At 33.2% G+C, this 21,426-nt stretch carries 23 protein-coding genes and 1 tRNA gene; 7 read left to right on the top strand and 17 right to left on the bottom strand.

Going from position 1 to position 21,426, the window contains the following annotated elements; translation table 11 throughout:
- Positions 1-22: 22 nt before the first annotated feature.
- The 10 genes from GKZ88_RS17680 to GKZ88_RS17635 form a co-directional block, all read right to left on the bottom strand.
- The gene (locus GKZ88_RS17680; protein ID WP_155103666.1) at positions 23-964 is read right to left on the bottom strand and encodes a M20/M25/M40 family metallo-hydrolase; all 942 of its coding nucleotides are present in this window, start codon (positions 962-964) and stop codon (positions 23-25) included.
- A 27-nt stretch (positions 965-991) separates the two neighbouring features.
- On the bottom strand, positions 992-1,636 hold the full coding sequence (locus tag GKZ88_RS17675; protein ID WP_230392546.1) for a hypothetical protein: 645 nt from the start codon (positions 1,634-1,636) through the stop codon (positions 992-994).
- Between the two features lie 14 nt (positions 1,637-1,650).
- Entirely contained in the window at positions 1,651-2,685 is a 1,035-nt protein-coding gene (locus tag GKZ88_RS17670) for a D-alanine--D-alanine ligase (RefSeq protein ID WP_155103664.1), read from the bottom strand.
- A gap of 11 nt (positions 2,686-2,696) precedes the next feature.
- The gene (locus GKZ88_RS17665) at positions 2,697-3,407 is read right to left on the bottom strand and encodes an NRDE family protein (RefSeq protein ID WP_155103663.1); all 711 of its coding nucleotides are present in this window, start codon (positions 3,405-3,407) and stop codon (positions 2,697-2,699) included.
- A complete protein-coding gene (locus tag GKZ88_RS17660; protein WP_155103662.1) occupies positions 3,395-3,883 on the bottom strand; it encodes a DinB family protein in 489 nt (162 codons plus the stop codon). Before GKZ88_RS17660 ends, GKZ88_RS17665 begins: the two co-directional genes overlap by 13 nt.
- Before the next feature lie 5 nt (positions 3,884-3,888).
- Entirely contained in the window at positions 3,889-4,269 is a 381-nt protein-coding gene (locus tag GKZ88_RS17655) for a DoxX family membrane protein (RefSeq protein WP_155103661.1), read from the bottom strand.
- Positions 4,270-4,278: 9 nt separating this feature from the next.
- Positions 4,279-4,737 (bottom strand): YHS domain-containing (seleno)protein, encoded by a 459-nt coding sequence (locus GKZ88_RS17650; RefSeq protein ID WP_155103660.1) that lies wholly within the window; start codon positions 4,735-4,737, stop codon positions 4,279-4,281.
- A gap of 8 nt (positions 4,738-4,745) precedes the next feature.
- Positions 4,746-5,342, bottom strand: a complete 597-nt coding sequence (locus GKZ88_RS17645; RefSeq protein WP_155103659.1) for a peroxiredoxin-like family protein — start codon at positions 5,340-5,342, stop codon at positions 4,746-4,748.
- 91 nt (positions 5,343-5,433) lie between these two features.
- Positions 5,434-6,111, bottom strand: a complete 678-nt coding sequence (locus tag GKZ88_RS17640) for a Crp/Fnr family transcriptional regulator (protein ID WP_155103658.1) — start codon at positions 6,109-6,111, stop codon at positions 5,434-5,436.
- A gap of 111 nt (positions 6,112-6,222) precedes the next feature.
- A complete protein-coding gene (locus tag GKZ88_RS17635; protein ID WP_155103657.1) occupies positions 6,223-7,365 on the bottom strand; it encodes an acyl-CoA dehydrogenase in 1,143 nt (380 codons plus the stop codon).
- A 485-nt stretch (positions 7,366-7,850) separates the two neighbouring features.
- On the opposite strand from GKZ88_RS17635, the gene GKZ88_RS17630 reads away from it, so the two are divergent.
- From GKZ88_RS17630 to GKZ88_RS17620, 3 genes are all read left to right on the top strand, one after another.
- On the top strand, positions 7,851-8,426 hold the full coding sequence (locus tag GKZ88_RS17630; RefSeq protein WP_155103656.1) for a chalcone isomerase family protein: 576 nt from the start codon (positions 7,851-7,853) through the stop codon (positions 8,424-8,426).
- Between the two features lie 152 nt (positions 8,427-8,578).
- A complete protein-coding gene (locus tag GKZ88_RS17625) occupies positions 8,579-9,805 on the top strand; it encodes a Glu/Leu/Phe/Val dehydrogenase dimerization domain-containing protein (protein WP_035650584.1) in 1,227 nt (408 codons plus the stop codon).
- A gap of 263 nt (positions 9,806-10,068) precedes the next feature.
- Entirely contained in the window at positions 10,069-10,974 is a 906-nt protein-coding gene (locus GKZ88_RS17620) for an energy transducer TonB (RefSeq protein ID WP_155103655.1), read from the top strand.
- Positions 10,975-11,375: 401 nt separating this feature from the next.
- Here GKZ88_RS17620 and GKZ88_RS17615 read toward each other — a convergent pair whose 3' ends face one another.
- Together GKZ88_RS17615 and GKZ88_RS17610 are read right to left on the bottom strand one after the other, a co-directional pair.
- Entirely contained in the window at positions 11,376-11,771 is a 396-nt protein-coding gene (locus GKZ88_RS17615; RefSeq protein ID WP_115889911.1) for a biopolymer transporter ExbD, read from the bottom strand.
- A 3-nt stretch (positions 11,772-11,774) separates the two neighbouring features.
- Positions 11,775-12,470, bottom strand: a complete 696-nt coding sequence (locus GKZ88_RS17610; protein ID WP_155103654.1) for a MotA/TolQ/ExbB proton channel family protein — start codon at positions 12,468-12,470, stop codon at positions 11,775-11,777.
- 131 nt (positions 12,471-12,601) lie between these two features.
- Here GKZ88_RS17610 and GKZ88_RS17605 point away from each other — a divergent pair, with 131 nt between their 5' ends.
- From GKZ88_RS17605 to GKZ88_RS17595, 3 genes are all read left to right on the top strand, one after another.
- Positions 12,602-13,837 carry a folylpolyglutamate synthase/dihydrofolate synthase family protein gene (locus GKZ88_RS17605; RefSeq protein ID WP_155103653.1) on the top strand — a complete coding sequence of 412 codons (1,236 nt, stop codon included), beginning with the start codon at positions 12,602-12,604 and terminating at the stop codon, positions 13,835-13,837.
- Between the two features lie 107 nt (positions 13,838-13,944).
- Positions 13,945-14,763: a hypothetical protein gene (locus GKZ88_RS17600; RefSeq protein WP_155103652.1), complete on the top strand. Its 819-nt coding sequence runs from the start codon at positions 13,945-13,947 to the stop codon at positions 14,761-14,763.
- A 159-nt stretch (positions 14,764-14,922) separates the two neighbouring features.
- Positions 14,923-14,997, top strand: a tRNA-Val gene (locus GKZ88_RS17595).
- Positions 14,998-15,129: 132 nt separating this feature from the next.
- On the opposite strand, the gene GKZ88_RS17590 is transcribed toward GKZ88_RS17595, so the two are convergent.
- From GKZ88_RS17590 to GKZ88_RS17580, 3 genes are all read right to left on the bottom strand, one after another.
- Positions 15,130-15,948, bottom strand: a complete 819-nt coding sequence (locus GKZ88_RS17590) for a hypothetical protein (protein WP_155103651.1) — start codon at positions 15,946-15,948, stop codon at positions 15,130-15,132.
- Entirely contained in the window at positions 15,948-16,478 is a 531-nt protein-coding gene (locus GKZ88_RS17585; protein ID WP_155103650.1) for a hypothetical protein, read from the bottom strand. Before GKZ88_RS17585 ends, GKZ88_RS17590 begins: the two co-directional genes overlap by 1 nt.
- A 278-nt stretch (positions 16,479-16,756) precedes the next feature.
- Entirely contained in the window at positions 16,757-17,743 is a 987-nt protein-coding gene (locus GKZ88_RS17580; protein WP_155103649.1) for a hypothetical protein, read from the bottom strand.
- A gap of 165 nt (positions 17,744-17,908) precedes the next feature.
- Between GKZ88_RS17580 and GKZ88_RS17575 the strand changes: the two genes are divergently transcribed.
- Positions 17,909-18,484 carry an HD domain-containing protein gene (locus tag GKZ88_RS17575; RefSeq protein ID WP_155103648.1) on the top strand — a complete coding sequence of 192 codons (576 nt, stop codon included), beginning with the start codon at positions 17,909-17,911 and terminating at the stop codon, positions 18,482-18,484.
- Positions 18,485-18,556: 72 nt separating this feature from the next.
- On the opposite strand, the gene GKZ88_RS17570 is transcribed toward GKZ88_RS17575, so the two are convergent.
- Both GKZ88_RS17570 and GKZ88_RS17565 read right to left on the bottom strand, forming a co-directional pair.
- The gene (locus GKZ88_RS17570) at positions 18,557-19,615 is read right to left on the bottom strand and encodes a serine hydrolase domain-containing protein (RefSeq protein ID WP_155103647.1); all 1,059 of its coding nucleotides are present in this window, start codon (positions 19,613-19,615) and stop codon (positions 18,557-18,559) included.
- A 215-nt stretch (positions 19,616-19,830) separates the two neighbouring features.
- A complete protein-coding gene (locus tag GKZ88_RS17565) occupies positions 19,831-21,309 on the bottom strand; it encodes an NAD(P)/FAD-dependent oxidoreductase (RefSeq protein ID WP_155103646.1) in 1,479 nt (492 codons plus the stop codon).
- Positions 21,310-21,426 lie beyond the last annotated feature (117 nt).

The raw sequence follows: 21,426 nt of genomic DNA, 5'->3' as shown, positions 1-21,426 counted from the left end.
AATCCAATAAAAAGCGGTGTTATTAATTCATTGTTATTTCTTCTGTTGGTGTAGAAGCAATCTTCGTGACAGCAGGCAAAAATTCCTGAATAAATGAAGTCATATGCGAAATATCCATCACTTTAAATTCGTCTGAAACATGATGATAAAAATCAAAATTCTCAAAATCGAAAGTACTTATCGACTGGCAAGGTTTTCCGAAAGCCTCGAAAAAGGAATAATTATCAGATCTGTAAAACAATTTATACTCTGCTTCTTTCGGCAAAAATCCAATTGTATTTTTCCCAGTATATTCATTGATTTTCTGCGCCATATTCGATTTGTCAAAACCCGTTATATAAGCTAAATAATCGCGTTTCATTGGCACGCCGATCATTTCGATATTCAATTGTGCGTACAAATTAAAATTTCTCTTTTTTAATTTTTCTACCAAACTTTCAGAGCCCAATAAACCTTTTTCTTCTCCTGCAAAAAACACAAAAAGAATACTTCGTTTGTTCGATTTTGTTTTGGCAAAATATTTAGCCATCTGCGCCACGGCAGTTACGCCCGAAGCATCGTCATTAGCTCCATTATTAATTTGATCAGCCTGCTGTTTAGTCTCCAAACCAATATGATCATAATGCGCACTCAAAACCACAAATTCCTTTTTTAAAACTGGATCTGTTCCTTCTAAAACGCCAACAATATTATAAGCGGGCGATTTAAAATTCGTCAGCGTATCGCGATAAGTTGCAAAATAAGGTTTGATTTTATTCTCCTTAAAAAAGTCTTCTAAAAAAACAGCCGCTTTTTCGATTCCTTTAGTTCCGGTTTCTCGCCCTTGTAATTCATCTGAAGAAAGATATTTTAAAAAGTCTGAAACTTCGGTCTGCGAAACTTTATAATTTATCTCACCAACCGTAGAAGTATTTGATTTACATCCAAATAAAATAAACGGAAGGAGAAAGTATAGTTTTTTCATAAATAAAAATTTGATGCACTTTAGCTTTTAAATTTCTAAAGCTGCTGATTTAAAATATTTTTTATACACTTTTAATACTTGGATACTTCCCAGAATTATAAAAAAAACTGGAATAAAAACTGGCATTATGTACTTTGAAAACTGATTTGTTTTTTGAAAAAAAGTCTGCAAAATTACAATCAAGCTAAACATTCCAAAAAAAACACCAATCAAAGTTCCTGCAATATAATAATATTTTAATTTTCTTTCAATGGCAATGTACTTTCCGTTAAGCAGATATAAATTCCAGCTGGCCCAAAAAGGAAGCTGTAAAAAATTAAAACAGTTTAAAACAATTCCAATCATAAACGGTGAATAGATTAAATATTTGGACAAAATTTCATCTGATTTTATTTCTTGATTAAAATTGAAATAAAAAGCAAAAGACAAAACAAACATAAATCCTACCGCAAAAAAATCAATGATCTTCATTAACTTTTTATTGTTAATGAGTTGTTTTGCAAAAAGAAGCGTGAAATAAATAACAAAGGTTTCTACTAGAATAACTCCGAATAAAAAGAAAACTAAATCATGAAGTCCTGATTTGGTATAAATTTCTAATCCAACAAGGTTTAAATATCCTAAGGGAATTGATCCCAAAAAACTTACGAGAAATCCAACTAAGATATTCATTAAACTCTTCATTTTTAAAAATTTATAATTTTATTATTTTGAACTAAATGCAATTTGTATTCACGGATTCCCACTTTATAATCTAAATAAGGAACTCCCAATTTATGGTTTTCAGCACTTATTTCATACATATAAGTAATATGTCTTGCCAGTTCTTTCCAGGCAAACCATACGGAATGTTTGGGATCGTATATATGCGTAGGTTCGCTCGCCGCTCCGTTAAGTTCTACAATTTGAAAATTTTCTCCTCGCTCTAATTCTTGAAAAGTATTGTACATGATATCGAAACGTCCGAAATAGAATCCTGGAATTTGAATTGCAATTTCATTAATTGTCTTTGTTAATTCTGAAGTAATCCAATCACTGCCGTCAAGAAATTTTGCGCCTCGGGCATGATTACCAAACGGAACTAAATTTAAGGTTTCGTCTTTAGGTAAAATTCGCTGCAGTTCTTCTCCATATTCTTGTTTCAAAACCTCAAACTGCAGTTCAAATCTTGGCGTTTGCTTGATTAAATTTTCAATCGTTGATTTTCCATCTCCGGTTACAATCAAAAACTCTTTAGAAACAATTCCTGTAATTTTTCCATTTTTTTCAAGCGGACTGCGTACATAAAAAACACCTACTTCTTTTTCAAACGGAATAAGATCTTGCAGTAAAAAATCAAAATTTGCTTTAGACGCATAATCTGTCAGCTCAGAAACGGTTTTAATTTTTTTTACTCCGGAACCGCGCAGGCCAATATCTGGTTTTGCAATTAATGGAAAATAGATTTGTTTTTCGACCAGTAGATTGACAATATCTTTTAAATCAGATTTTTCCCGAACTAAAATAGTTTTGGGATAATGTTTTTTAGGCAGTAAATCATAAATCTGTTTTTTACTTTCCATGATAAAACCGCCATTTTTAATTTTGGGATTTGAGGCGTTAAAGAAAAAAATCGACCTTGCTTTGATTGCGTAATATGCCCAAAGAAAATAAATAGGAAAGTACAAAACCTGAAATGGCCAATATTCCCAATTGGTTACTTTGTGAAGAAATAGTTTCATAGATTTATATTTTAGATTCGAATAAAAGAGGTTGAAAAATCTTCTGTTTTTATTAAATCATAATAATTCATTGCACCTTTATTTTGTTCTATTACCACTTGCGTTACACTTAAGGTTTTCATTGAATTTTCTCTATTAATGATTAAACCATTTTGTGTGTCATCGCTGTGTGTGTTTTTATGAAAATCCAGCATATCTAAGGCTGAGATTTCATTTTTATCTTTTACAAATTCAAAAAACCAATTGGATCGTTGTTTTCTAATTTCTTCTGGATATAAAGTGACCGATGACCAAATATGACTTTGAGTTTCATCAAGTTTTGTTTTTCTTTTACTGCTTCCATCCCAAATCAATTCGTACAAATCTTTTTCCTGATACAAAACCAGCGTAAATGGTTCGATATTATGGAGATCAATTTGTTTCCAAAAATCCTTTGGTGAATCTTTTTCAATAATATCCAGAACAATTAATCCGCGGCTTTTTCGATACGGAAGTATGGGAATGTGTTTTGTAATCCCGCCATTTAATAAAACCAAAACAGTTCCGTTTTCATCCATTGCAAACCAGGTTCCTCCTGCTTTTGAATCTTTTGGATACATTATATTTTTACCGTTGTGACAGTAATTTCTAGGCACAACAGCACCGGGACGAATTACTTTTTCGTCCCGGTTTGAAGTAATAATAGCAACTCCTTTATTATTTATAAAACTTACTGTACACATTGTTTTCTATATTCGATAGTTGAACGCGCTACGCCAAAATTGTCATCTATTAAAATATTTTCAAATTGCAGTACAGCCACTTTTATTAAAGCCTGATGATGCACACAATGTTCTAGATTATAAAGCAATTCTCTGTAATAATTACTTTGAATTCTCATGTTAAGTCCATCAATAAACTGCTCCAGAAACATTATTTTATTCTCGCTTTGCAAATCTGCTTTAATTTCAGTGATGCATTGTTTTGCAAATTCGGTTTCAGTTTGAATTCTGTTGTTTCTCTCGCGATTATCATAATTTACAATTCCTGAATCATATCCGTTTTGAAGACATTGAAACATTTCAAGAATATGCCTTGTATGTTCGCCAATAGTGGCATTGCTTAAAGCCTGGCAGGATTCTGAATAATCTCTATTAGATAATTGATTCAATAAATCCGTTAACTCATCTAAACTGCGGTGTATTGATTTTAGTAACATAACTTCTAATTTACAAGATTAAACAATTTGTTTTTATAGAAATAAAGCAAACCTAAACTGCATAACAACGTAATAACAGCCAAGGCAAAAAGTAATCCGCCGTCATTTTGAACTTCAATTCCTAAAACAAATAAATGTGACAAAATAGCTCCAATCATAATTCCGGTAGCGCCAAAAGCTCCAAGCCAGGTTGTTTTGGGAATTAAAATCAAAATTGCAACGATTAATTCGGCAATTGCAGAACCAATTCTTCCATAAGGTTCCACTCCTAAAGTGGAGAAAATATAAATACTTTCTTCTGCTCCACTGAATTTAAAAAACAAGGTTTGCAATAAAATAACCGAAGCCGTTATTCTTAGAATCCATATTATAATTTCCTTTTTCATGGCTTCGGGTTATTTGTATATTTTTTTCCAGTTGTTATCTGCCTTAACTTTTAAATTAGCTTCATCCGGATTCCAGCTTTTTAGCGTATTATTAAAATAAGCATTGTAGAACAGATAAAGTTTACCATCGCTAATTTTAAAAGTCTCCGGATTAATTTCAACTTTTTTGCCAGCGCTTCCCATTGCATACGCACACCATCCGCCATATTGAGGCTCATATTTTGATGGGTTTTTCAAAAAGACATTTTTATTTTCAGTTGATGAAAAATTATAAATCACTCCCTGATACGAAGTTGAAATTTCTTTTTTCCCTTTAATTGCTTTTCCCTGATTAAAATAACCAACTGGATCATAACCCTGAATCGCTATTTTATTTTCTAAATTATACTGGCTAACTCTTTTGGCATCATTTTGAGCAAATGAACTGCCTGAAACTAAAATCAATAACAATACTACTAACTTTTTCATCTTTGTTTTTATTTAAGGTTTTTTAATACTGACACTAATAATTCCGCGGAGATACGCTGTTTAAAATCTGGCGAGATATATTCAAAAAGTATATCAGCCTCAGTATTAACAACAAAAACAGAAGGAACAGGCAGTAAACTGGTATTGATTCCATTAGAATGTACGTTAATTACTGTTTTGTAGTTTTCTGGAGCCTGATAGGCAATTCCTGCCGCTTTTATCAATTCTCCTTTTGAATCAGAGAGTAAAGTGTATTTTACTTTGTCTTTTTCTTCTGTTATTTTTAAGTTTTCAGGAGAATCCGGGCTTATGGCAATAATTTGATAACCAAGATCGATAATTTGTTTTTCAGCCTCAGCCAATGACTGCAAATGTAAATTGCAATACGGGCACCAGCCACCGCGATAAAAAACAAGAACTGTTTTTTTCTTTTTAAGTAATTCTGAAAGGTTTACATCTGCATTTTCAGCAGTTTTTAAAGTAAACTCCGGGATTTTTTCTCCTATTAATAAAGGAGCAATGTCGAGCGCAGATTTAGGAATCTCGCTTTGAGCATGAGCAGCCGAGGTTAATGCTGCCACAAAAATTAAAAATATTTTTTTCATAGTGTAGTGGTTTTACATCTTTTTGATGATGTAAAATTATGATACTATGAAAAAGCAAAATGTCGGCTAATTTACACTTCGCATAAAATAATTATAATTTGGTGATATCTTGAATGATAATTTCTTTTCTATTATAACTTAACAGCTGGTTCGTTTCCATTTCATTAAGTAATTGTGTAGCAGTCTGTCTTGAAGTGCAGATAATTTGGGCAATATCATTTTGGGTTAAATAATTTTCAATTGCTACCGTATTTCCGTTTCTAATTCCTTCTTGTTCTGCCCAATCTTTTAAGAATTGGTACAATCTGGTTTTGGCGTCTTTAGAGATTAAATTGGCATAACTGTTTTTAACACGTTTCATTTTCAAACCCACAAACTTGGTGTATGAAATTGCCAATGTTGGATTTCGCAACAATAAATCTTCAAAATCAGACATTAAGAAACTGCAGATTACAACATCATCAGAAAGAACTTTTGCATATTCTTCGACTTTATTGTCTGTTTCCAAAGTCAATTCGCCAAATAAATCTCCTTTTTGAATAATGTCTTTTATGGTTTCATTGCCATCATCATCAATGGCAACAATTTTTATATTCCCTTTTTTAAGCAAAAAGATACGAGGCACATCTGAAGAAGAAAAATAAATAATTTCTCCTTTTGATGCTTTTTTAAAACCGGTAATAATACACAATTGTTTGATTTGTGAATAACTCAGCGTTCTAAATAATTTATGATCCCGCAAGTACCAATATTTTAAATCTTCGTACATAGAATAAATTTTCTTGATGTAAATGTAACAATTTTAACATCTAAACAAAAAACCCTTTCGAAGCTGCATAAGCTGAAAGGGTTTTATTTCTATTGAATTGAAAATCTAAATTTATCCGGCGATAACTGATCTCGAAATTACGATTTTTTGAATCTCTGATGTACCTTCGTAAATCTGAGTAATTTTTGCATCACGCATAAAACGCTCTACATGATATTCTTTCACATATCCATTTCCGCCGTGAATCTGAACCGCTTCAACAGCAGTGTCCATTGCCACTTGCGAAGCGAATAATTTTGCCATTGCACCGCTCACGTCGTAGTTTTTATGCTGGTCTTTATCCCAAGCCGCTTTCATACATAAATGACGCGCTGCTTCGATATTTACAGCCATATCTGCCAATTTAAAAGCAATTGCCTGATGATTGCAGATTTCAGTTCCGAAAGCTTTACGTTCTTTAGAATATTTAAGAGCCAATTCATAAGCTCCAGAAGCAATTCCTAAAGCCTGAGAAGCAATTCCGATTCTCCCTCCAGCCAAAGTTTTCATTGCAAATTTGAACCCGAAACCATCTTCACCAATTCTATTTTCTTTTGGAACTTTTACATCACTAAACATTAAAGAGTGTGTATCAGAACCACGGATTCCCATTTTTTGTTCTTTTGGACCAATCGAAAAACCAGGCATATCTTTGGTCATAATCAAAGCATTGATTCCTTTATGTTTTTTCTCTGGATGCGTTTGAGCGATTACTAAATATACTGAAGCCGTATTTCCGTTAGTAATCCAGTTTTTTGTTCCGTTTACCAAGTAATGGTCACCCATATCAATGGCAGTAGTTTTTTGAGAAGTTGCATCACTTCCTGCTTCTGGCTCGCTCAAGCAAAAAGCTCCGTGAATTTCACCTGAAGCTAAACCTGGCAAATATTTTTGTTTTTGTTCTTCAGTTCCAAATTCCTGTAAACCCCAGCAAACTAATGAATTATTTACAGACATAACCACAGAAGCTGATGCATCAACTTTAGAAATCTCTTCCATAGCAATTACATATGAAATAGCATCAAGTCCGCTTCCTCCGTATTTCGGATCAACCATCATTCCCATGAAACCTAATTGTCCCATTTTTTTTACTTGTTCTGTCGGAAAAATTTGTTTTTCGTCACGCTCAATAACACCAGGCAGTAATTCATTTTGAGCAAAATCTCTAGCAGCCTGCTGAATCATTAAGTGTTCTTCGGTAAGATTAAAATCCATAGTCTTGTTTAGTTTATTGTTTTTTTGAACCACAATCGAAAAACTTTCGTTGGTGGAAATATTTTTTTGTTTTTAAAAATGTTTTTGTGCTTAAAAAAGGCTTTCAAAGATAAATGTTAAAAGTCAAATTAACAATGCATGCATATAAAATTAATAGATCAGCAAAGATTACGATAACGTTTTCGTAATAATTCGGCATTTTGAAAAAACTAACAGCAATACTTCAAGGATTTCTTTAAAATTTAAGAATATAATTGCACATCAAAAAGGCATTAATTATAAAGTTTTAGTAAATTTTAGAAAAAAAAGTGCGCAACCGGTTTTGGAACGCGTAAATGTACGTAAAGCAAGTCTTACTAAATTGATAATGAAATAAATACAAATAAAAAAATTGCATTACTTTAATAAAAAACATGTATTTTTAGAGAGCAGAATTTAGAAATTAAAAGTATTTTTGCCAAAAAACAAAAATTATCGATAGAAGTATGAAAAAGATTTTACTATTATTTGCACTTATTTTCAGCGTGCAATTTTCGACTGTTTCGGCACAAGCTCAACTAGAAGTAAACGGCGTTACAGTTCCAAGAAAAATTGAAGTCCAAAATAAAACAATGCAGCTAAATGGTGCTGGCGGAAGATCAAAAATGTGGTTGGAAGTTTATGTCCAGGCACTTTATTTATCACAATTAAGCCAAGATCCAAAATTCATTATTGACAGTGATACTGAAATGGCTGTGCGAATTGAAATCACTTCTTCTATGGTTTCTTCAAACAAATTGACAAAAGCAATGAATACCGGTTTTGAAAAATCTGCAGGAAGCAATCTGGAGGCTTTGCGCCCGAGAATTGAGCAGTTCAAAACACTTTTAAGTGATGCCATCACAGAAAAAGATGTATTTGTTTTGTTTTACAATCCGCTTGATCAAACTGTTAGTGTAATTAAAAATGATGTTCCAAAAGGAAAAATCACAGGATTTGATTTTAAACAAGCATTATTCGGAATCTGGCTTTCAGACAAACCAGTTGATGAAACTTTGAAAAAACACTTATTAGGAATATAGTTCAGAATTTCTTAAAAAGATTCGAAATCCGAAAGCCGAAAACCATATAGTTTTCGGCTTTCTTTTTTTTCTTTCATTAAATTTGCAATAAAATACATTATTCGCATTATTCTATTTTATACTTTTACGCAAAATAAACATATCTCAACAAAATGAAAGATTTATTACAGCAATTTGAAAATAAGGAACCTGAAATTGTTTTTAACTGGAAAGATTCTGAAACTGAAGCTGAAGGATGGACCGTTATTAATTCTTTGCGCGGAGGAGCTGCGGGAGGCGGAACTAGAATGAGAAAAGGCTTAGACATGAACGAAGTTTTGTCTTTGGCCAAAACCATGGAAGTTAAATTTTCAGTTTCTGGACCTGCAATTGGAGGCGCTAAATCTGGAATTAATTTTGACCCAAATGATCCTCGCAAAAAAGGCGTTTTACAGCGTTGGTATAAAGCAGTTTCACCTTTATTAAAAAGCTATTATGGAACTGGAGGAGATTTAAATGTTGATGAGATTCATGAAGTAATCCCAATGACAGAAGAATGTGGTGTGTGGCATCCGCAGGAAGGTGTTTTCAACGGACATTTCAAACCAACAGAAGCTGATAAAATCAACAGAATTGGGCAATTGCGTCAAGGTGTTATCAAAGTAATTGAAAACCCAAAATTCTCACCAGATGTAACTAGAAAATATACAGTTGCTGATATGATTACAGGTTATGGCGTTGCTGAAGCAGTTCGTCATTTCTACGCTACTTACGGCGGTGAAATTAAAGGCAAAAAAGCAATCGTTCAAGGTTTTGGAAATGTTGGATCTGCTGCTGCTTTTTATTTAGCCGAAATGGGCGCAAAAGTTATCGGAATTATTGACCGTGACGGAGGATTGATTAAAGAAGAAGGTTTTTCGTTTGAAGAAATCAGAACTTTGTTTTTAAATAAAGACGGAAATAAATTAGTTGCCGAAAATATGATTCCGTTTGAAGAAATCAATTCTAAAATCTGGACGATTGGAGCTGAAATTTTCACTCCATGTGCCGCTTCAAGATTAGTAACTCAAGCACAGATTGACAATTTAATTGCAAATGGTTTAGAAGTTATTTCATGCGGTGCAAATGTTCCTTTTGCCGACAAAGAAATTTTCTTCGGATCGATTATGGAAGAAGTGGATCATAAAGTAAGTTTGATTCCTGATTTCATTTCAAACTGCGGAATGGCTAGAGTTTTTGCTTATTTCATGGAGAAAAAAGTTCAAATGACAGATGAGGCTATTTTTAATGATACTTCAGAAATTATAAAAAATGCGATTGTTAAGGCTCATGCTTTAAGTTCATCAAAAACAAATATCAGCGCAACAGCTTTTGAAATTGCACTGAAACAATTAGTATAATTTTTTATACTTCATTTATAAACGAGCTAAATTCTTTAGCTCGTTTTTTTTTTAACCGCAAGGCACGCAAAGATTTACGCAAGGTGCGCAAAGTTTTATTTTTTAAGTTTCTTTGCGACTTTGCGAGATTTAAAAACAAATAGCTTTGCGCACCTTGCGTAAATCTTTGCGTGCCTAGCGGTTAAATTCTCTCTACGATTCTAAACAATTTTTACTACTTTTAAACGTTTTTATTTAATACAATTACAAAATTCAGAATCAAAATGAGTTCTACCGATTCTTCAGATAAAAAGAAATCTCTACTTTATACAACAGCAATATATGCCGCAATTTTAGTATTGCTTTTTTTTATACGTTTTTGGCCGCCATACAATCCGGAAAATAACGTAGCGCTTGCTGACGGCGGTGGCGGTGGCGGAGGCGTAACGGTAAATTTTGGTGACAGCGATTTAGGTTCTGGTGCCAATTACAAAAGTGAAGTTCTAGATGTAAAAAATAACGTAAAACAAACTGCTGCTCCAAAAGCAGTTCCTGAAGAAGCTATCATCTCGCAAGAAAACACAACTGCCGATAATGACGTAGTTATTCCAACAAAAGAAAAACCAAAGAAAACCCCGCCAATAGTAAAACCAGAAACAAAACCTGTTCCTGAAAAACCAAAAGTTTCTAACTCTACAAACGATGCTTTGTCTAGCATAATGAAAGGTTCAAACAAAGGCGGAGACGGCGATGATAAAACAGCTGGAAACAAAGGAAAATCAAACGGAAGTTTAAGTTCTAATGGTTATTACGGATCTGGAGGTTCTGGCGGAGGAACCGGAGGCGGTAACGGTACCGGAAATGGAATTGGAACTGGAAGCGGTTACGGAGCCGGAAGCGGTGGCGGTTCTGGCGGTGGATCTGGATATTCTTTAGGAAACAGAAAAGCGTTATCGAAACCGGCACCAAAATACAATTGCAATGAAGAAGGAAAAGTGGTGGTTGAAGTAACGGTAGATCAAAACGGAAAAACAATCAGTGCAACTGCTGGAATAAAAGGGACTACAAATACAGCAAGCTGTTTATTAGATCAAGCGAGAATTGCGGCAATGAATACGAAATGGGAATCAGACAGTGATGCTCCTGTTAAGCAAGTTGGTAAAATTATTTATAATTTTAGTTTGAATTAAAAAACACGAATTTACTTCGTCTGTTCGCCCTTCGGGCTCGAGTCACGGATTTACACGAATTATATAAAAAAGGCTTTCTGAAATTTCAGAAAGCCTTTTTTTATGTTTATTTCATCTAGTATGTTATTCCGAGGAACGAGGAATCCCCGCGAGAAGCTCCGCAAACAAAATCGCCAATCTTTGTCGAGTTACTTGTGGAGATTCCTCGTTCCTCGGAATGACAAGATTGTGTTGAAATTACTTTATTTCTCGAATACTAAAATCGTCTTGTTTCCGCGTGAGGGATAGAAGGAAGCTACCGAAGTAGCCCGGATAGCCCGACCGCAATAAAAAAATGGGCCTATCAACGTTATGCTGATTAGCCCATTTTTTTATTGTGGTCACGCCCTAATATTTATTTTTTATTTCGGGCTTGTAGCAATTACAAACTTCAAATTGTTCTTCACTCCTATCTGCAAAACATCAACTAAATCTTGAACCTGCAGGTTAAACGGAATTCGAACTACAACTGTCTGTTCTTTATTTGTGCCTATTTTAGACATTAAACTCGTTTCCAGATTTTCAAAATCAACGGGTTCTTTGTCAATGTAGAATTTTTTATCTTCGGTAACCGATAAACTGATTAATTGTTTATTGGTCTTTTCATTTGCTTTGGCTTTCGGCAACGTCATTTTAATCACATTAGGATTTGCCAGCGTTGAAATAATTAAGAAAAACAACAGCAGGAAAAACATAATATCACTTAATGACGAGGTCGCAACCTCAGCGTGAAATCTTCTTTTTCTTTTAATGGACATACCTTATGCTCTTTGAATTATATTGACAAATTCTAATATTTGTTTCTGAATTTTTAAAGCAAAATTATCAATTTTCCCGTTTAATAAGTGGTAAGCAGAATATGCAATAATACCCACAATTAACCCAGAACCTGAACTGATCATTTTTTCATACAAACCTCCAGAAATATTTCCGATACTGATATTTTCTGTAACCGAAATACTGTAGAAAATTTTGATTACTCCAGAAATTGTTCCAATAAAACCAAGCGTTGGCGCAATACCGGCAATAAGACCAAGATGACCTAAATGCTTTTCCATTTCGCCAATTTCAATATCAGCAGCGCGGTCCATGTTTGATTCGATTTCTGCAATTGGTCTTCCGATTACTAGAACACCTTCTTTCAAAATATTTGCAGCAGCTGTATTGCTTCTTTCTACAATTGTTCGTGCCAATTCTATATTTCCTGCATTCAATTTATCCCCTACGTCCTGCATTAATCGGCTGTCAATTTGCGACGCTTTACTAATGTACATATAACGCTCAAAAATGACATAAATAGTATAAAACAATAATATAGCAATTGGAATAAGGAAAACTCCTCCTTTTAAAATAAAGTCTAAAACTGAGATTTCGTTATTTGGAGCAATTTTTTCGATAACTACGTTAGATGCTGCGTTTGCGATTGTATCTGTTTGTAATTGAATGAAGCTAAACATATTTTAATTCTGGTTTTTATGATTAATTCTAAAAAAAATATTTGAAATTTGCACTAAAGATAATTTTCGCTGTTATATTAAACTACAAAAATCGAAATTTATTTCAATCAACAACTATTTTATCCAAATAAATGAACTATCAAGAGACCACAAACTGGATGTTTAATCAGCTTCCAATGTATCAGCTGCAGGGCGCTTCGGCCTATAAAGAAGACTTGACCAATATTAAATTGCTGGCTGGACATCTTGATAATCCGCAAGACCATTTAAAGTGCATTCACGTTGCGGGAACAAACGGCAAAGGTTCTACTTCGCACATGCTGTCTTCAATCTTGCAGGAAGCTGGGTATAAAGTTGGATTGTACACTTCGCCGCATTTAAAAGATTTTAGAGAAAGAATCAGAATAAACGGCCAAGAGATTTCAGAAGAATTTGTAATCGAATTTATAGACAAGCACAAAAGTTTTTTTGAAGCCAATGATATGAGTTTCTTCGAAATGTCTGTTGGTTTGGCTTTTGATTATTTTGCAGCAGAAAAAGTTGATATTGCTGTTATCGAAGTTGGTTTAGGCGGAAGATTAGACGCTACTAATATTATTACGCCTTTGGTTTCGGTAATTACAAATATAGATTTAGATCATACGCAGTTTCTTGGAAACACGCCTGCTTTGATTGCCGGCGAAAAAGCTGGAATTATCAAACCAAATGTTCCGGTTGTTATTGGCGAATATACAAATGAAACCCAGCCTGTATTTTTGGCGAAAGCCGAACAAAACAAAGCGCCGATTTACTTTGCTTCGGATTTAATTTCTGAAGTTTTTCCTTCGGATTTAATTGGAGATTATCAGTTTCACAATAAAAAAACGGTACAGCAGACAATTCAGATTTTAAATGAAACCACCGATTTTAAAGTTTCGGAAGAAAGTCTGAAATCAGGATTATTGCAGGTTGTAAAAAACACAGGTCTTCAAGGCAGATGGCAGCAGCTTGGCGAAAATCCAAAAATCATTTGTGACACTGCTCATAACAAACATGGTCTTGCCGTTGTTATGAAGCAGCTTCAAAAAGAAACTTACGAAAATCTACACATTGTTTTAGGTGTTGTAAACGATAAAGACCTAGATTCTATTTTACCGCTCTTTCCTCAAAAAGCACGTTATTATTTTTGCAGACCCGATTCTTCGAGGGGGTTAAGCACTGAAATTCTGCAAGATACAGCCAAAAAATATAATTTAATTGGAGAAAAATACGATTCGGTTGAAAAAGCATTTTTGGATGCAAAGAAAAACGCTACAAAAAATGATTTCATTTATGCTGGCGGAAGCACGTTTGTTGTCGCTGAACTCCCATTAAATAAAGAAAGCTAAAATTTGGGGAAAAACACCCTTCAAAATTCATAGTTGTTTTATAACTACTTGATTTTTAATGTTTTAAATTTGTTTAGTTTTTTTAATAACCAATACAAATTTAAAACATGAAAAAGAGAAAAACCCTTGCTATAGGGATCATCACGTTGATGATTCTTATTGGCGCAAAAGTCAGCGCGCAGGAAAAAGAACAAGAAAAAGAAAAACCTGTGTTCATTACGGTAACCACTTTACACCGAAATTTGGATTCGAAATTGAAAGCCAAAGACTGGAAAGCTGCAGAACAGGAATACTTTGATAAAGTGACCAGCAAAAACGACCTCATTATTGGATCAGAACTTATGACCCATTATTACACTGATGATAATACTGAAATTGTTTTGGTGACCGTTTATAGAACTTGGGAAGACATTGAAAAAGCAAACGCACTCAGCGATGATTTAGTTAAAAAAGGATGGCCAGATGAAAAGGCCAGAAAAGCTTTTTTTGAAAAATATGATGCTTTTTATGGTCCAGTACATTCTGACGAAATTTATCAAAGTGTAACTTCTATCGGCAGGAAAGAGTACAAAGACGAAACGAAAAAACCAATGATTGTTTATTTGCGGAAATCACAGCTGAGCATGAAAGGGGATTCTAAAAAAGCAAAAGAATTCAATGACAAAATCACTTTTAAAGATCCTTACATAAAAGCTTATTATCCGCTAAGACATTCATGGGGCTCAAATAGTACTGATTTTCTCGAAGCTTTTTATTATGATTCTTTAGCCGATATGGAAAAATCAAATGATAAAATAGACGAACTGATCAAATCGACTTGGCCAAATGAGAAAGATGCCGATGCTTTTTTTGATGAATTAGAAAAATCTTTCACCGGAAAACACAGCGATTACATCTACAGGAACATTCCATCGCTATCAAAATAAAAAATAACCAAAAAAAGTTCGTTTATAACAAATTCTACATCAGCAAGATAGAAAACACATTAAAAAAACTTTAAATTTTTAGTGTGTTTTCTTTGCAGAACTCAAAAACAAGCGTATATTTGCACTCGCAATCACAAACGATAGCAACCTAGTAAAATAGGGCGATTAGCTCAGCTGGTTCAGAGCACCTCGTTTACACCGAGGGGGTCGGGGGTTCGAACCCCTCATCGCCCACAGAATTCCAAAAACTCCAAAGTCTTATGATTTTGGAGTTTTTTTGCTTTAACACTAGTCTAGATAAAGTGAAGTTTTAGCAAAACAATCTAATATGATTTTAATTGAAGAAGATTTTAAGAAATTAAATAATTAACTCTCATCCATATACTCATATCCAGAGCCGGTCACATAACCTTTTTTACCATTTGGCAGTTCAAATCTCGCATACACACCCACAAAATCAGCTAACTTTTTGTATTTCGGAACTTTATTTATTTCGTAATAACCATAAAGTTTGTCTTTCTTGACTTTAGTCATCAGATTTACAATTCTTATTTCGCTGTAAATTGCTTCTGTTTTTGGAAAAATTCCGTACAGGTTATTTTTTTTGAAAATAACTGCGTTTGGATCTTCATTTTTAATGTTTACAAATCGATTCGTGTAGGGATAATTGCTGTATGAATATTCTTTTTCTCTATTTATACAATAACAATCATCTGCATCATTTTTTGATATCTGACCAATCATACTCACTGTATCTTTTTGATTCATCCAAGAATTATCTGTTTTCAAAATAATCTGATAATGATTTAGGGTATCTTTTATAGAAATTTTATAGTAAGGTACTGTCCCGCAAACAAAACTAGCATCTTTAACTTCTTGAACACTTAATTTTAATAGGACACTTCCTTTTTCCAAAGAAAAATAGACCAATTTATTTTTGGAATCAATAGCCTGGTACCCTCTGCCTAAGTTTTCCATTCCTCTTATATCTTTAAGAAGCACTTTTCCTTCCTTATTTTTCAAAGTATATTTTGCCGTTTTACTATTATCTTTTTCTGTTTTAAGATATAGAACGATGGTAACTCCGCTCTCTTTTCTTTCTATTGCACGTGTTTTATTTTGCGAGTAAAGAAAAGAAGTCCAACTAAAAATAAAGATCAATAAAAATGTTCTTATTAGTTTCATTAGATAAAAATTTTAGATTTAATTTTTTGTCCATCAAAAAGTAAGGTCTTAATGTAATTGCAATCCAAAAAAAATTCAATCCAAATCGAATCACCAACCTGGATTTTGTCATAGTCTTTTTGATCGATCCAAATACTTTTATGTTTTTCTTCTACTTCTGAGTACATTTTTATTCGATAAGTAACAGTATCCGAATCGTGTCCTTCAATCGTAACTATTTCTTTTTCTAAAACTTTTATATTGCCTTCAATCTTTGTCTGCAATAACAAATTCTGCTGTTCTTTGACAGTATCTCTTATTCCCATAACGGTAAGATAAATCCAGAGACCGAAAAAAACAAAGACAAGTAAAATGTAAAATACTTTGTCGTCTAATTCTTTATTATTGATGATGCCATAAATAGCAGAAAACGGAAATACAATCGAAAATAATGAGAAAATAAACCAGACTAAATATCCTTTTTTGAGTTGTCCTTTCAGGAATTTTATATCTTCATTATTTAGACTTGTAATTTTTAACGTTTGCTGCATTAAGTACTATTTATTTGGCTAATATAAATATAATTAGGTCCATTGAAAAAATTGATTTACTTCTTCATTTTTCCTTATTTCAAAAAAGAGATATGACAGCAGAAACATTTAACAATAACTGAAAGCAAGATGTTTTGCAATATAATATCTCAGACTTTGTTGGTTAGTAATCTTGATTTTACCATTATTTTAATGACCAACAACAAGCAAAATAATTTAGACAAATAGGAGTTCGATAGAAAACATAATCAAGCAAGAGTTCGAAGAAATATCGACAGCTAGACTACATGTAATCCTTTGGGGAAATATTCAAACTCTCTCGTTGTTTTATAGAGGATTTCATTTCTTGCACTTGCAATTTCAATTTTTTCTATCCAGTTTCCATGTTCATCATATTTGTATTGGTAGGAACGATCTCTACTGTTTATTACATTGTCATGGATGTCATATTCAAAAAAATCACACGTTCCAATTTTTCCACCTGGATAAGAAATTTTATCTTCGATTAAGAGTCCTTTTTCATTATAAAAATAATAATGATTCTCAAATGAATCGTCGTCCCAAAAGGTTAATTGTTGTATTAATTGATTTGTTTCGTCATAAAAGAACATTCTTTTACTAGAAAATACACCATCACGATTCATGATGCTTTGAAGAATATAGTTTTCCTGACTGAATCTTTCGCTTGAATTTATTTTATCATTCTGATGGCTTGTTTTTGTATAATATCCTCTTCGTCCAAACGTAGAATAATCGTAAACAATCTCTAAATCACTATAGTTTGCTTTTTGAAGCGTTATCTTATCGTAGGCATCATAATAGTAACTAAAATGCTCGCTGTGATGAATCATCGAGCCGTCTTTTAACTTCTCGATTTTTAATTCTTTTTCTTTTCTTATTCCGTTTTTATTAATGTTTATATACTTATTAACTAGATCTGTCACTTCATCATATTCATATAATTCAATGGAATTATCTGGTAAATATTCTTTTGAACTTACTTTTTGATCTTTAAAATTCTTGTATTTGGTTTCAAATCTTTCTTTTCCATCTAATTCTCTAATAATTTCTTTTTGTCTGTTGAACTCTAATGAAAAACAAGCTGTTCCATCTACCAGCTTAAACGCATTAATTTCAGTATCAAAATCATAAGCAGTCTGCTTCATAAATCGAATATTCCCTTTCAGATTTTCTAGTTTAGATCCATAATAACTGCTATAGAACCAGTTAGAAATATTGTGATTTTTTTCAAGATAGTCGTTCATATTACTTTTAAGAAATAGGTTAGTATTTATATGCCTGTTTTATAGTAATTCAGGATTTTTTAAGCTAATATACAATCATTTCAACAATAGAAAAATACAGCCCAAATGTTGAATTGTTGCAAATATTCAAAAAAAGCAATAAATTACATCAAATCTAAAATTCATATGGAACAACAAAAAGACTGGTCAATAGACGAAATTCAGCATGTTTGGCAATTGGTTTCAAAACTACATGACGGACAAAAATATGGCGGCGTTAATAAAGATGAAAGAGTAGAATATATCAACCATATCGGGAGCGTTGTTTTTGAAGTTTTGAATGCCGTTCGATTAACAGAAAACATGAATGCCGACTTGGCCGTAAAATGTGCAATGCTTCATGATACAATAGAAGACACCGCATTTAATTATGAAAAAGTAAACGATTTATTTGGAACTCAGGTAGCATTGGGAGTTTTAGCATTAACCAAAAATGATCAAATTGAAGATTCGTCTGAAAAAATGTTGGACAGTTTAAGCAGAATTAAACAGCAGCCAATTGAAGTCTGGGCTGTTAAAATGGCCGATAGAATATGCAATCTGTATGAACCTCCGTATTATTGGAATGACGAAAAAAAACTGAAATATATTGAAGAAGCTCAAATTATTCATAATGAACTGAAAGATGGCAATATCTATTTGGCAGAAAGATTAAAAAATAAAATCAAAGAGTATTATCGATTTCTTAGTATTTCTAACTAATTTGTTTTACGATTACCAATACAAAAACAGCCTCCAAAAATAACTTTTTTTGGAGGCTGTTTTTTAAATAAATTATTTCAAAACAGTATCATAAATTGCATTCAGCAAGTTTTGTCTCATTTTTGAATTTCTTTGATCCAGAAGTATAATGATACCCCAATTTTTAGTTCTGTTGTAACAGATAATCGAAGATTGTCCCATCGAATCACCTGATTTCATATAAATGGTGTTTTTATCATCTGTGACGATATTTGTTCCTAAACCCATTTCTCTTTTTTCATCTTTGTAAAATATTTTCTCGGTAATGATTGCCGATTTGCCTACTGAAGTTTTACTATTTAAAACAGCTTTTAAATACGTAACCATATCAGCTGCATCCGATTTTATTAATCCCGCCGGCGCAGTAACATTCCATTTAAAAAATTCCTGAATACCGCCATCAGGATTGTGGCCAGTAGTAATGTTCTTTACATTAAAATCTTTCGTTAATGTATTTTTCATTTTTAACGGTGCAATTATTTTCTCTCTAATGATTTGGTCGTAATTTTTGTTATAGACTTTTTCTAAGATTTGACCGAGTAAAGTATAACCAATTGTAGAATAACGATATTTACCGTAATCTTTCAGTTCACTGCAATTATTGATTATGTCTGCCAATGTTTTTTCAGTCACATTGCTTACAGGCTGTTGCGGATTTAATTCTATTAATTTCCCAAAATCGATATCAGGCAAACCCGATTGATGCGAAGCCAAATCTGAAATTCTTATTTTGTTTTTAAGATTTTTTTGCAGAAGATATTCCTTCGGAAGATAATTGTCTATATAATCATCTGCTTTTATTTTATTCTCCATAACGGCCTGAGCAATTAAATTCGAAGTTAAAATCTTGGTAATTGATGCAATTTCGAACAGTGAATTTTTATTAATCTGAATTTGGCTTTCAGCATTCAAATTACCATAAGCTGTAAAATATTCTTCATTATCTTTAATAAAACCCACGCTTATACCAACGTTTGGATTTTTTTGATAATTGTCTTTTATTATGGAATCAATTCTTTTAGAAATATCTTGTCCAAAAGAAAAGCTACTTATTAAAAATAGAACTGCTAAAAATTTTACTGAAGTTTTCATTGTATCGCGTTTTAGGTTAGAAATTTATTTCGATACAAATTTGAGAAAGAAGCAGAAGCTGCACGACCGAATAAAAAAAGTCGTACGCATTTGTTTTTAAAAAATGGTACGACTTTTTTTAGCGCAAGTATGAATAATTACACGATATTGTTTTTCATCGACTTACAAGGAAAGTATCAAATAGAAACTTCGATATTTTTATAAATAGGTAAAAATCATTTTTTCTTCAAAGAGCGTCCTCTAGGTTCATCACCTTCATGAAGTACAATTTCAGAATGGAGGAATTGTGCAGCATCAGCAGAATCTTTTACTTTAACGGCGCTGCGCTTTAGCATTTCAGCTTCAAATTCGTTTAAAACACTTTCTCTGATTCCAACTTTTTTCCAATGCTTTAACGATTTGCATCCTCTCGTAATGCCTCGAGCCAAAGAAAGTGCATCAAGCAGTGCCTGATTAGCGCCTTGACCCTTAAAAGGACTCATTGGGTGCGCCGCATCGCCAATTAAAGTAACGGCATTTCCTTTTTTCAATATTTCAGCATCAAGTAATTCTCTATCGTAAACAGGATATCCTGAAACTTGGGCTTCCTCTGTAGCGGTCAAAATCTGCGGAATCGGATTGTGCCACTGTGTTCGTCGAATCGCTTCTTCCTTTAGTGCTTTTTGACCTTTAGCACTTAACTCTTTTGCTTCATTTTCTGACATTGGAAAACTCAGCTGCCACATTACTGAATCTGCTTTGTAAGGCATAATATAAATTCGCTCGTTGCCATTTGCGGTTTGAAACACGGTAGCCGAATCTAATAAGTGACTTTCAACATTTTCTAGTGCGCTCAACGGACAAATACCCAATATCACAATACAATCCAAATAACGCAAAGGAGCTACATCATCTCCTAAAAGCAATCGACGCACGGAACTGCGAATTCCATCGGCACCAACTACTAAATCTGCTTTTGATTTCTTTATTTCTCCATCAACATTAAAAGTTAACTCAACTCCATCACTTTCAAATTGTTTAAAATCTATCAACTGATGTCCCCATTTCATGGCATCACTCCCACCGAGCTGCTGCAAAAGTTCTAAACGCAAAGATTGTCTTGCGATATGTATATTAGAGCGTTTTTGAGATTTTTTCTCTTCTGACTGAATCCACTTTCTATTTCCCCATTCACCAATCACTTTTCCATCTGTAGTATGAACCAAATGTCTTGATGAAACTACTCCGTCTTCTAAAGCCAAAATACCTAACCCGGTCATGGCTTTACTCGCCTGCTGCAAAGTGAGTCCGTAACCTTGTGATCGGGCATCGAAATTAGTGTCACGTTCATAAATAGTAAACGGAATTTGGCGGTGCAGACAAGCCACTGCTAAAGCAACGCCGCCAATTCCACCGCCAATAATGGCAACATGCGGATAGTTTTCTTTATTTGGTGAAGGAGAGTTTGAAGCGTGGACTAATCCAGATCCGCCACAATTTAAACACAACTTTAAATGCGCTTTAGGAGGAACTGGAGGTTTTCCTTCGCCTTTATTATTTTCAAATTGGTCTAATTCCATTTGATAACGAAGCTTCACTTTTTTGCTGATGCGCTGACTTTTTTTTCCGCGTCCTTGACATTCCTCACAAATCGTCCAGCTTGTTTCTTCCTTTTTCACTTTAATTTCTTCTTTATTTTTCAGCTTTTTTTGCATCTTCCAGCAATGGAACAAAATTAAGATAAAAGATGGCCAGAACAAAACTTTACAATTTCGTTAAAAGTATGTAACACATTTATTTGCTAACTTAGTTCGTTAACTATTAACTAAAAC

The organism is Flavobacterium sp. LC2016-01 (genome assembly GCF_009711135.1).
Classification (GTDB): Bacteria; Bacteroidota; Bacteroidia; order Flavobacteriales; family Flavobacteriaceae; genus Flavobacterium.
The sequence above is the reverse complement of the archived record's forward strand: the minus strand, read 5'-3'. Positions and strand labels throughout refer to the sequence as shown.

What these genes read in the sequence shown, in the direction of transcription:
- GKZ88_RS17680 (WP_155103666.1), bottom strand. Translation starts at nt 964, where the DNA reads ATGAAAAAACTATACTTTCTCCTTCCGTTTATTTTATTTGGATGTAAA.
- GKZ88_RS17675 (WP_230392546.1), bottom strand. Translation starts at nt 1,636, where the DNA reads ATGAATATCTTAGTTGGATTTCTCGTAAGTTTTTTGGGATCAATTCCC.
- GKZ88_RS17670 (WP_155103664.1), bottom strand. Translation starts at nt 2,685, where the DNA reads ATGAAACTATTTCTTCACAAAGTAACCAATTGGGAATATTGGCCATTT.
- GKZ88_RS17665 (WP_155103663.1), bottom strand. Translation starts at nt 3,407, where the DNA reads ATGTGTACAGTAAGTTTTATAAATAATAAAGGAGTTGCTATTATTACT.
- GKZ88_RS17660 (WP_155103662.1), bottom strand. Translation starts at nt 3,883, where the DNA reads ATGTTACTAAAATCAATACACCGCAGTTTAGATGAGTTAACGGATTTA.
- GKZ88_RS17655 (WP_155103661.1), bottom strand. Translation starts at nt 4,269, where the DNA reads ATGAAAAAGGAAATTATAATATGGATTCTAAGAATAACGGCTTCGGTT.
- GKZ88_RS17650 (WP_155103660.1), bottom strand. Translation starts at nt 4,737, where the DNA reads ATGAAAAAGTTAGTAGTATTGTTATTGATTTTAGTTTCAGGCAGTTCA.
- GKZ88_RS17645 (WP_155103659.1), bottom strand. Translation starts at nt 5,342, where the DNA reads ATGAAAAAAATATTTTTAATTTTTGTGGCAGCATTAACCTCGGCTGCT.
- GKZ88_RS17640 (WP_155103658.1), bottom strand. Translation starts at nt 6,111, where the DNA reads ATGTACGAAGATTTAAAATATTGGTACTTGCGGGATCATAAATTATTT.
- GKZ88_RS17635 (WP_155103657.1), bottom strand. Translation starts at nt 7,365, where the DNA reads ATGGATTTTAATCTTACCGAAGAACACTTAATGATTCAGCAGGCTGCT.
- GKZ88_RS17630 (WP_155103656.1), top strand. Translation starts at nt 7,851, where the DNA reads ATGAAAAAGATTTTACTATTATTTGCACTTATTTTCAGCGTGCAATTT.
- GKZ88_RS17625 (WP_035650584.1), top strand. Translation starts at nt 8,579, where the DNA reads ATGAAAGATTTATTACAGCAATTTGAAAATAAGGAACCTGAAATTGTT.
- GKZ88_RS17620 (WP_155103655.1), top strand. Translation starts at nt 10,069, where the DNA reads ATGAGTTCTACCGATTCTTCAGATAAAAAGAAATCTCTACTTTATACA.
- GKZ88_RS17615 (WP_115889911.1), bottom strand. Translation starts at nt 11,771, where the DNA reads ATGTCCATTAAAAGAAAAAGAAGATTTCACGCTGAGGTTGCGACCTCG.
- GKZ88_RS17610 (WP_155103654.1), bottom strand. Translation starts at nt 12,470, where the DNA reads ATGTTTAGCTTCATTCAATTACAAACAGATACAATCGCAAACGCAGCA.
- GKZ88_RS17605 (WP_155103653.1), top strand. Translation starts at nt 12,602, where the DNA reads ATGAACTATCAAGAGACCACAAACTGGATGTTTAATCAGCTTCCAATG.
- GKZ88_RS17600 (WP_155103652.1), top strand. Translation starts at nt 13,945, where the DNA reads ATGAAAAAGAGAAAAACCCTTGCTATAGGGATCATCACGTTGATGATT.
- GKZ88_RS17590 (WP_155103651.1), bottom strand. Translation starts at nt 15,948, where the DNA reads ATGAAACTAATAAGAACATTTTTATTGATCTTTATTTTTAGTTGGACT.
- GKZ88_RS17585 (WP_155103650.1), bottom strand. Translation starts at nt 16,478, where the DNA reads ATGCAGCAAACGTTAAAAATTACAAGTCTAAATAATGAAGATATAAAA.
- GKZ88_RS17580 (WP_155103649.1), bottom strand. Translation starts at nt 17,743, where the DNA reads ATGAACGACTATCTTGAAAAAAATCACAATATTTCTAACTGGTTCTAT.
- GKZ88_RS17575 (WP_155103648.1), top strand. Translation starts at nt 17,909, where the DNA reads ATGGAACAACAAAAAGACTGGTCAATAGACGAAATTCAGCATGTTTGG.
- GKZ88_RS17570 (WP_155103647.1), bottom strand. Translation starts at nt 19,615, where the DNA reads ATGAAAACTTCAGTAAAATTTTTAGCAGTTCTATTTTTAATAAGTAGC.
- GKZ88_RS17565 (WP_155103646.1), bottom strand. Translation starts at nt 21,309, where the DNA reads ATGCAAAAAAAGCTGAAAAATAAAGAAGAAATTAAAGTGAAAAAGGAA.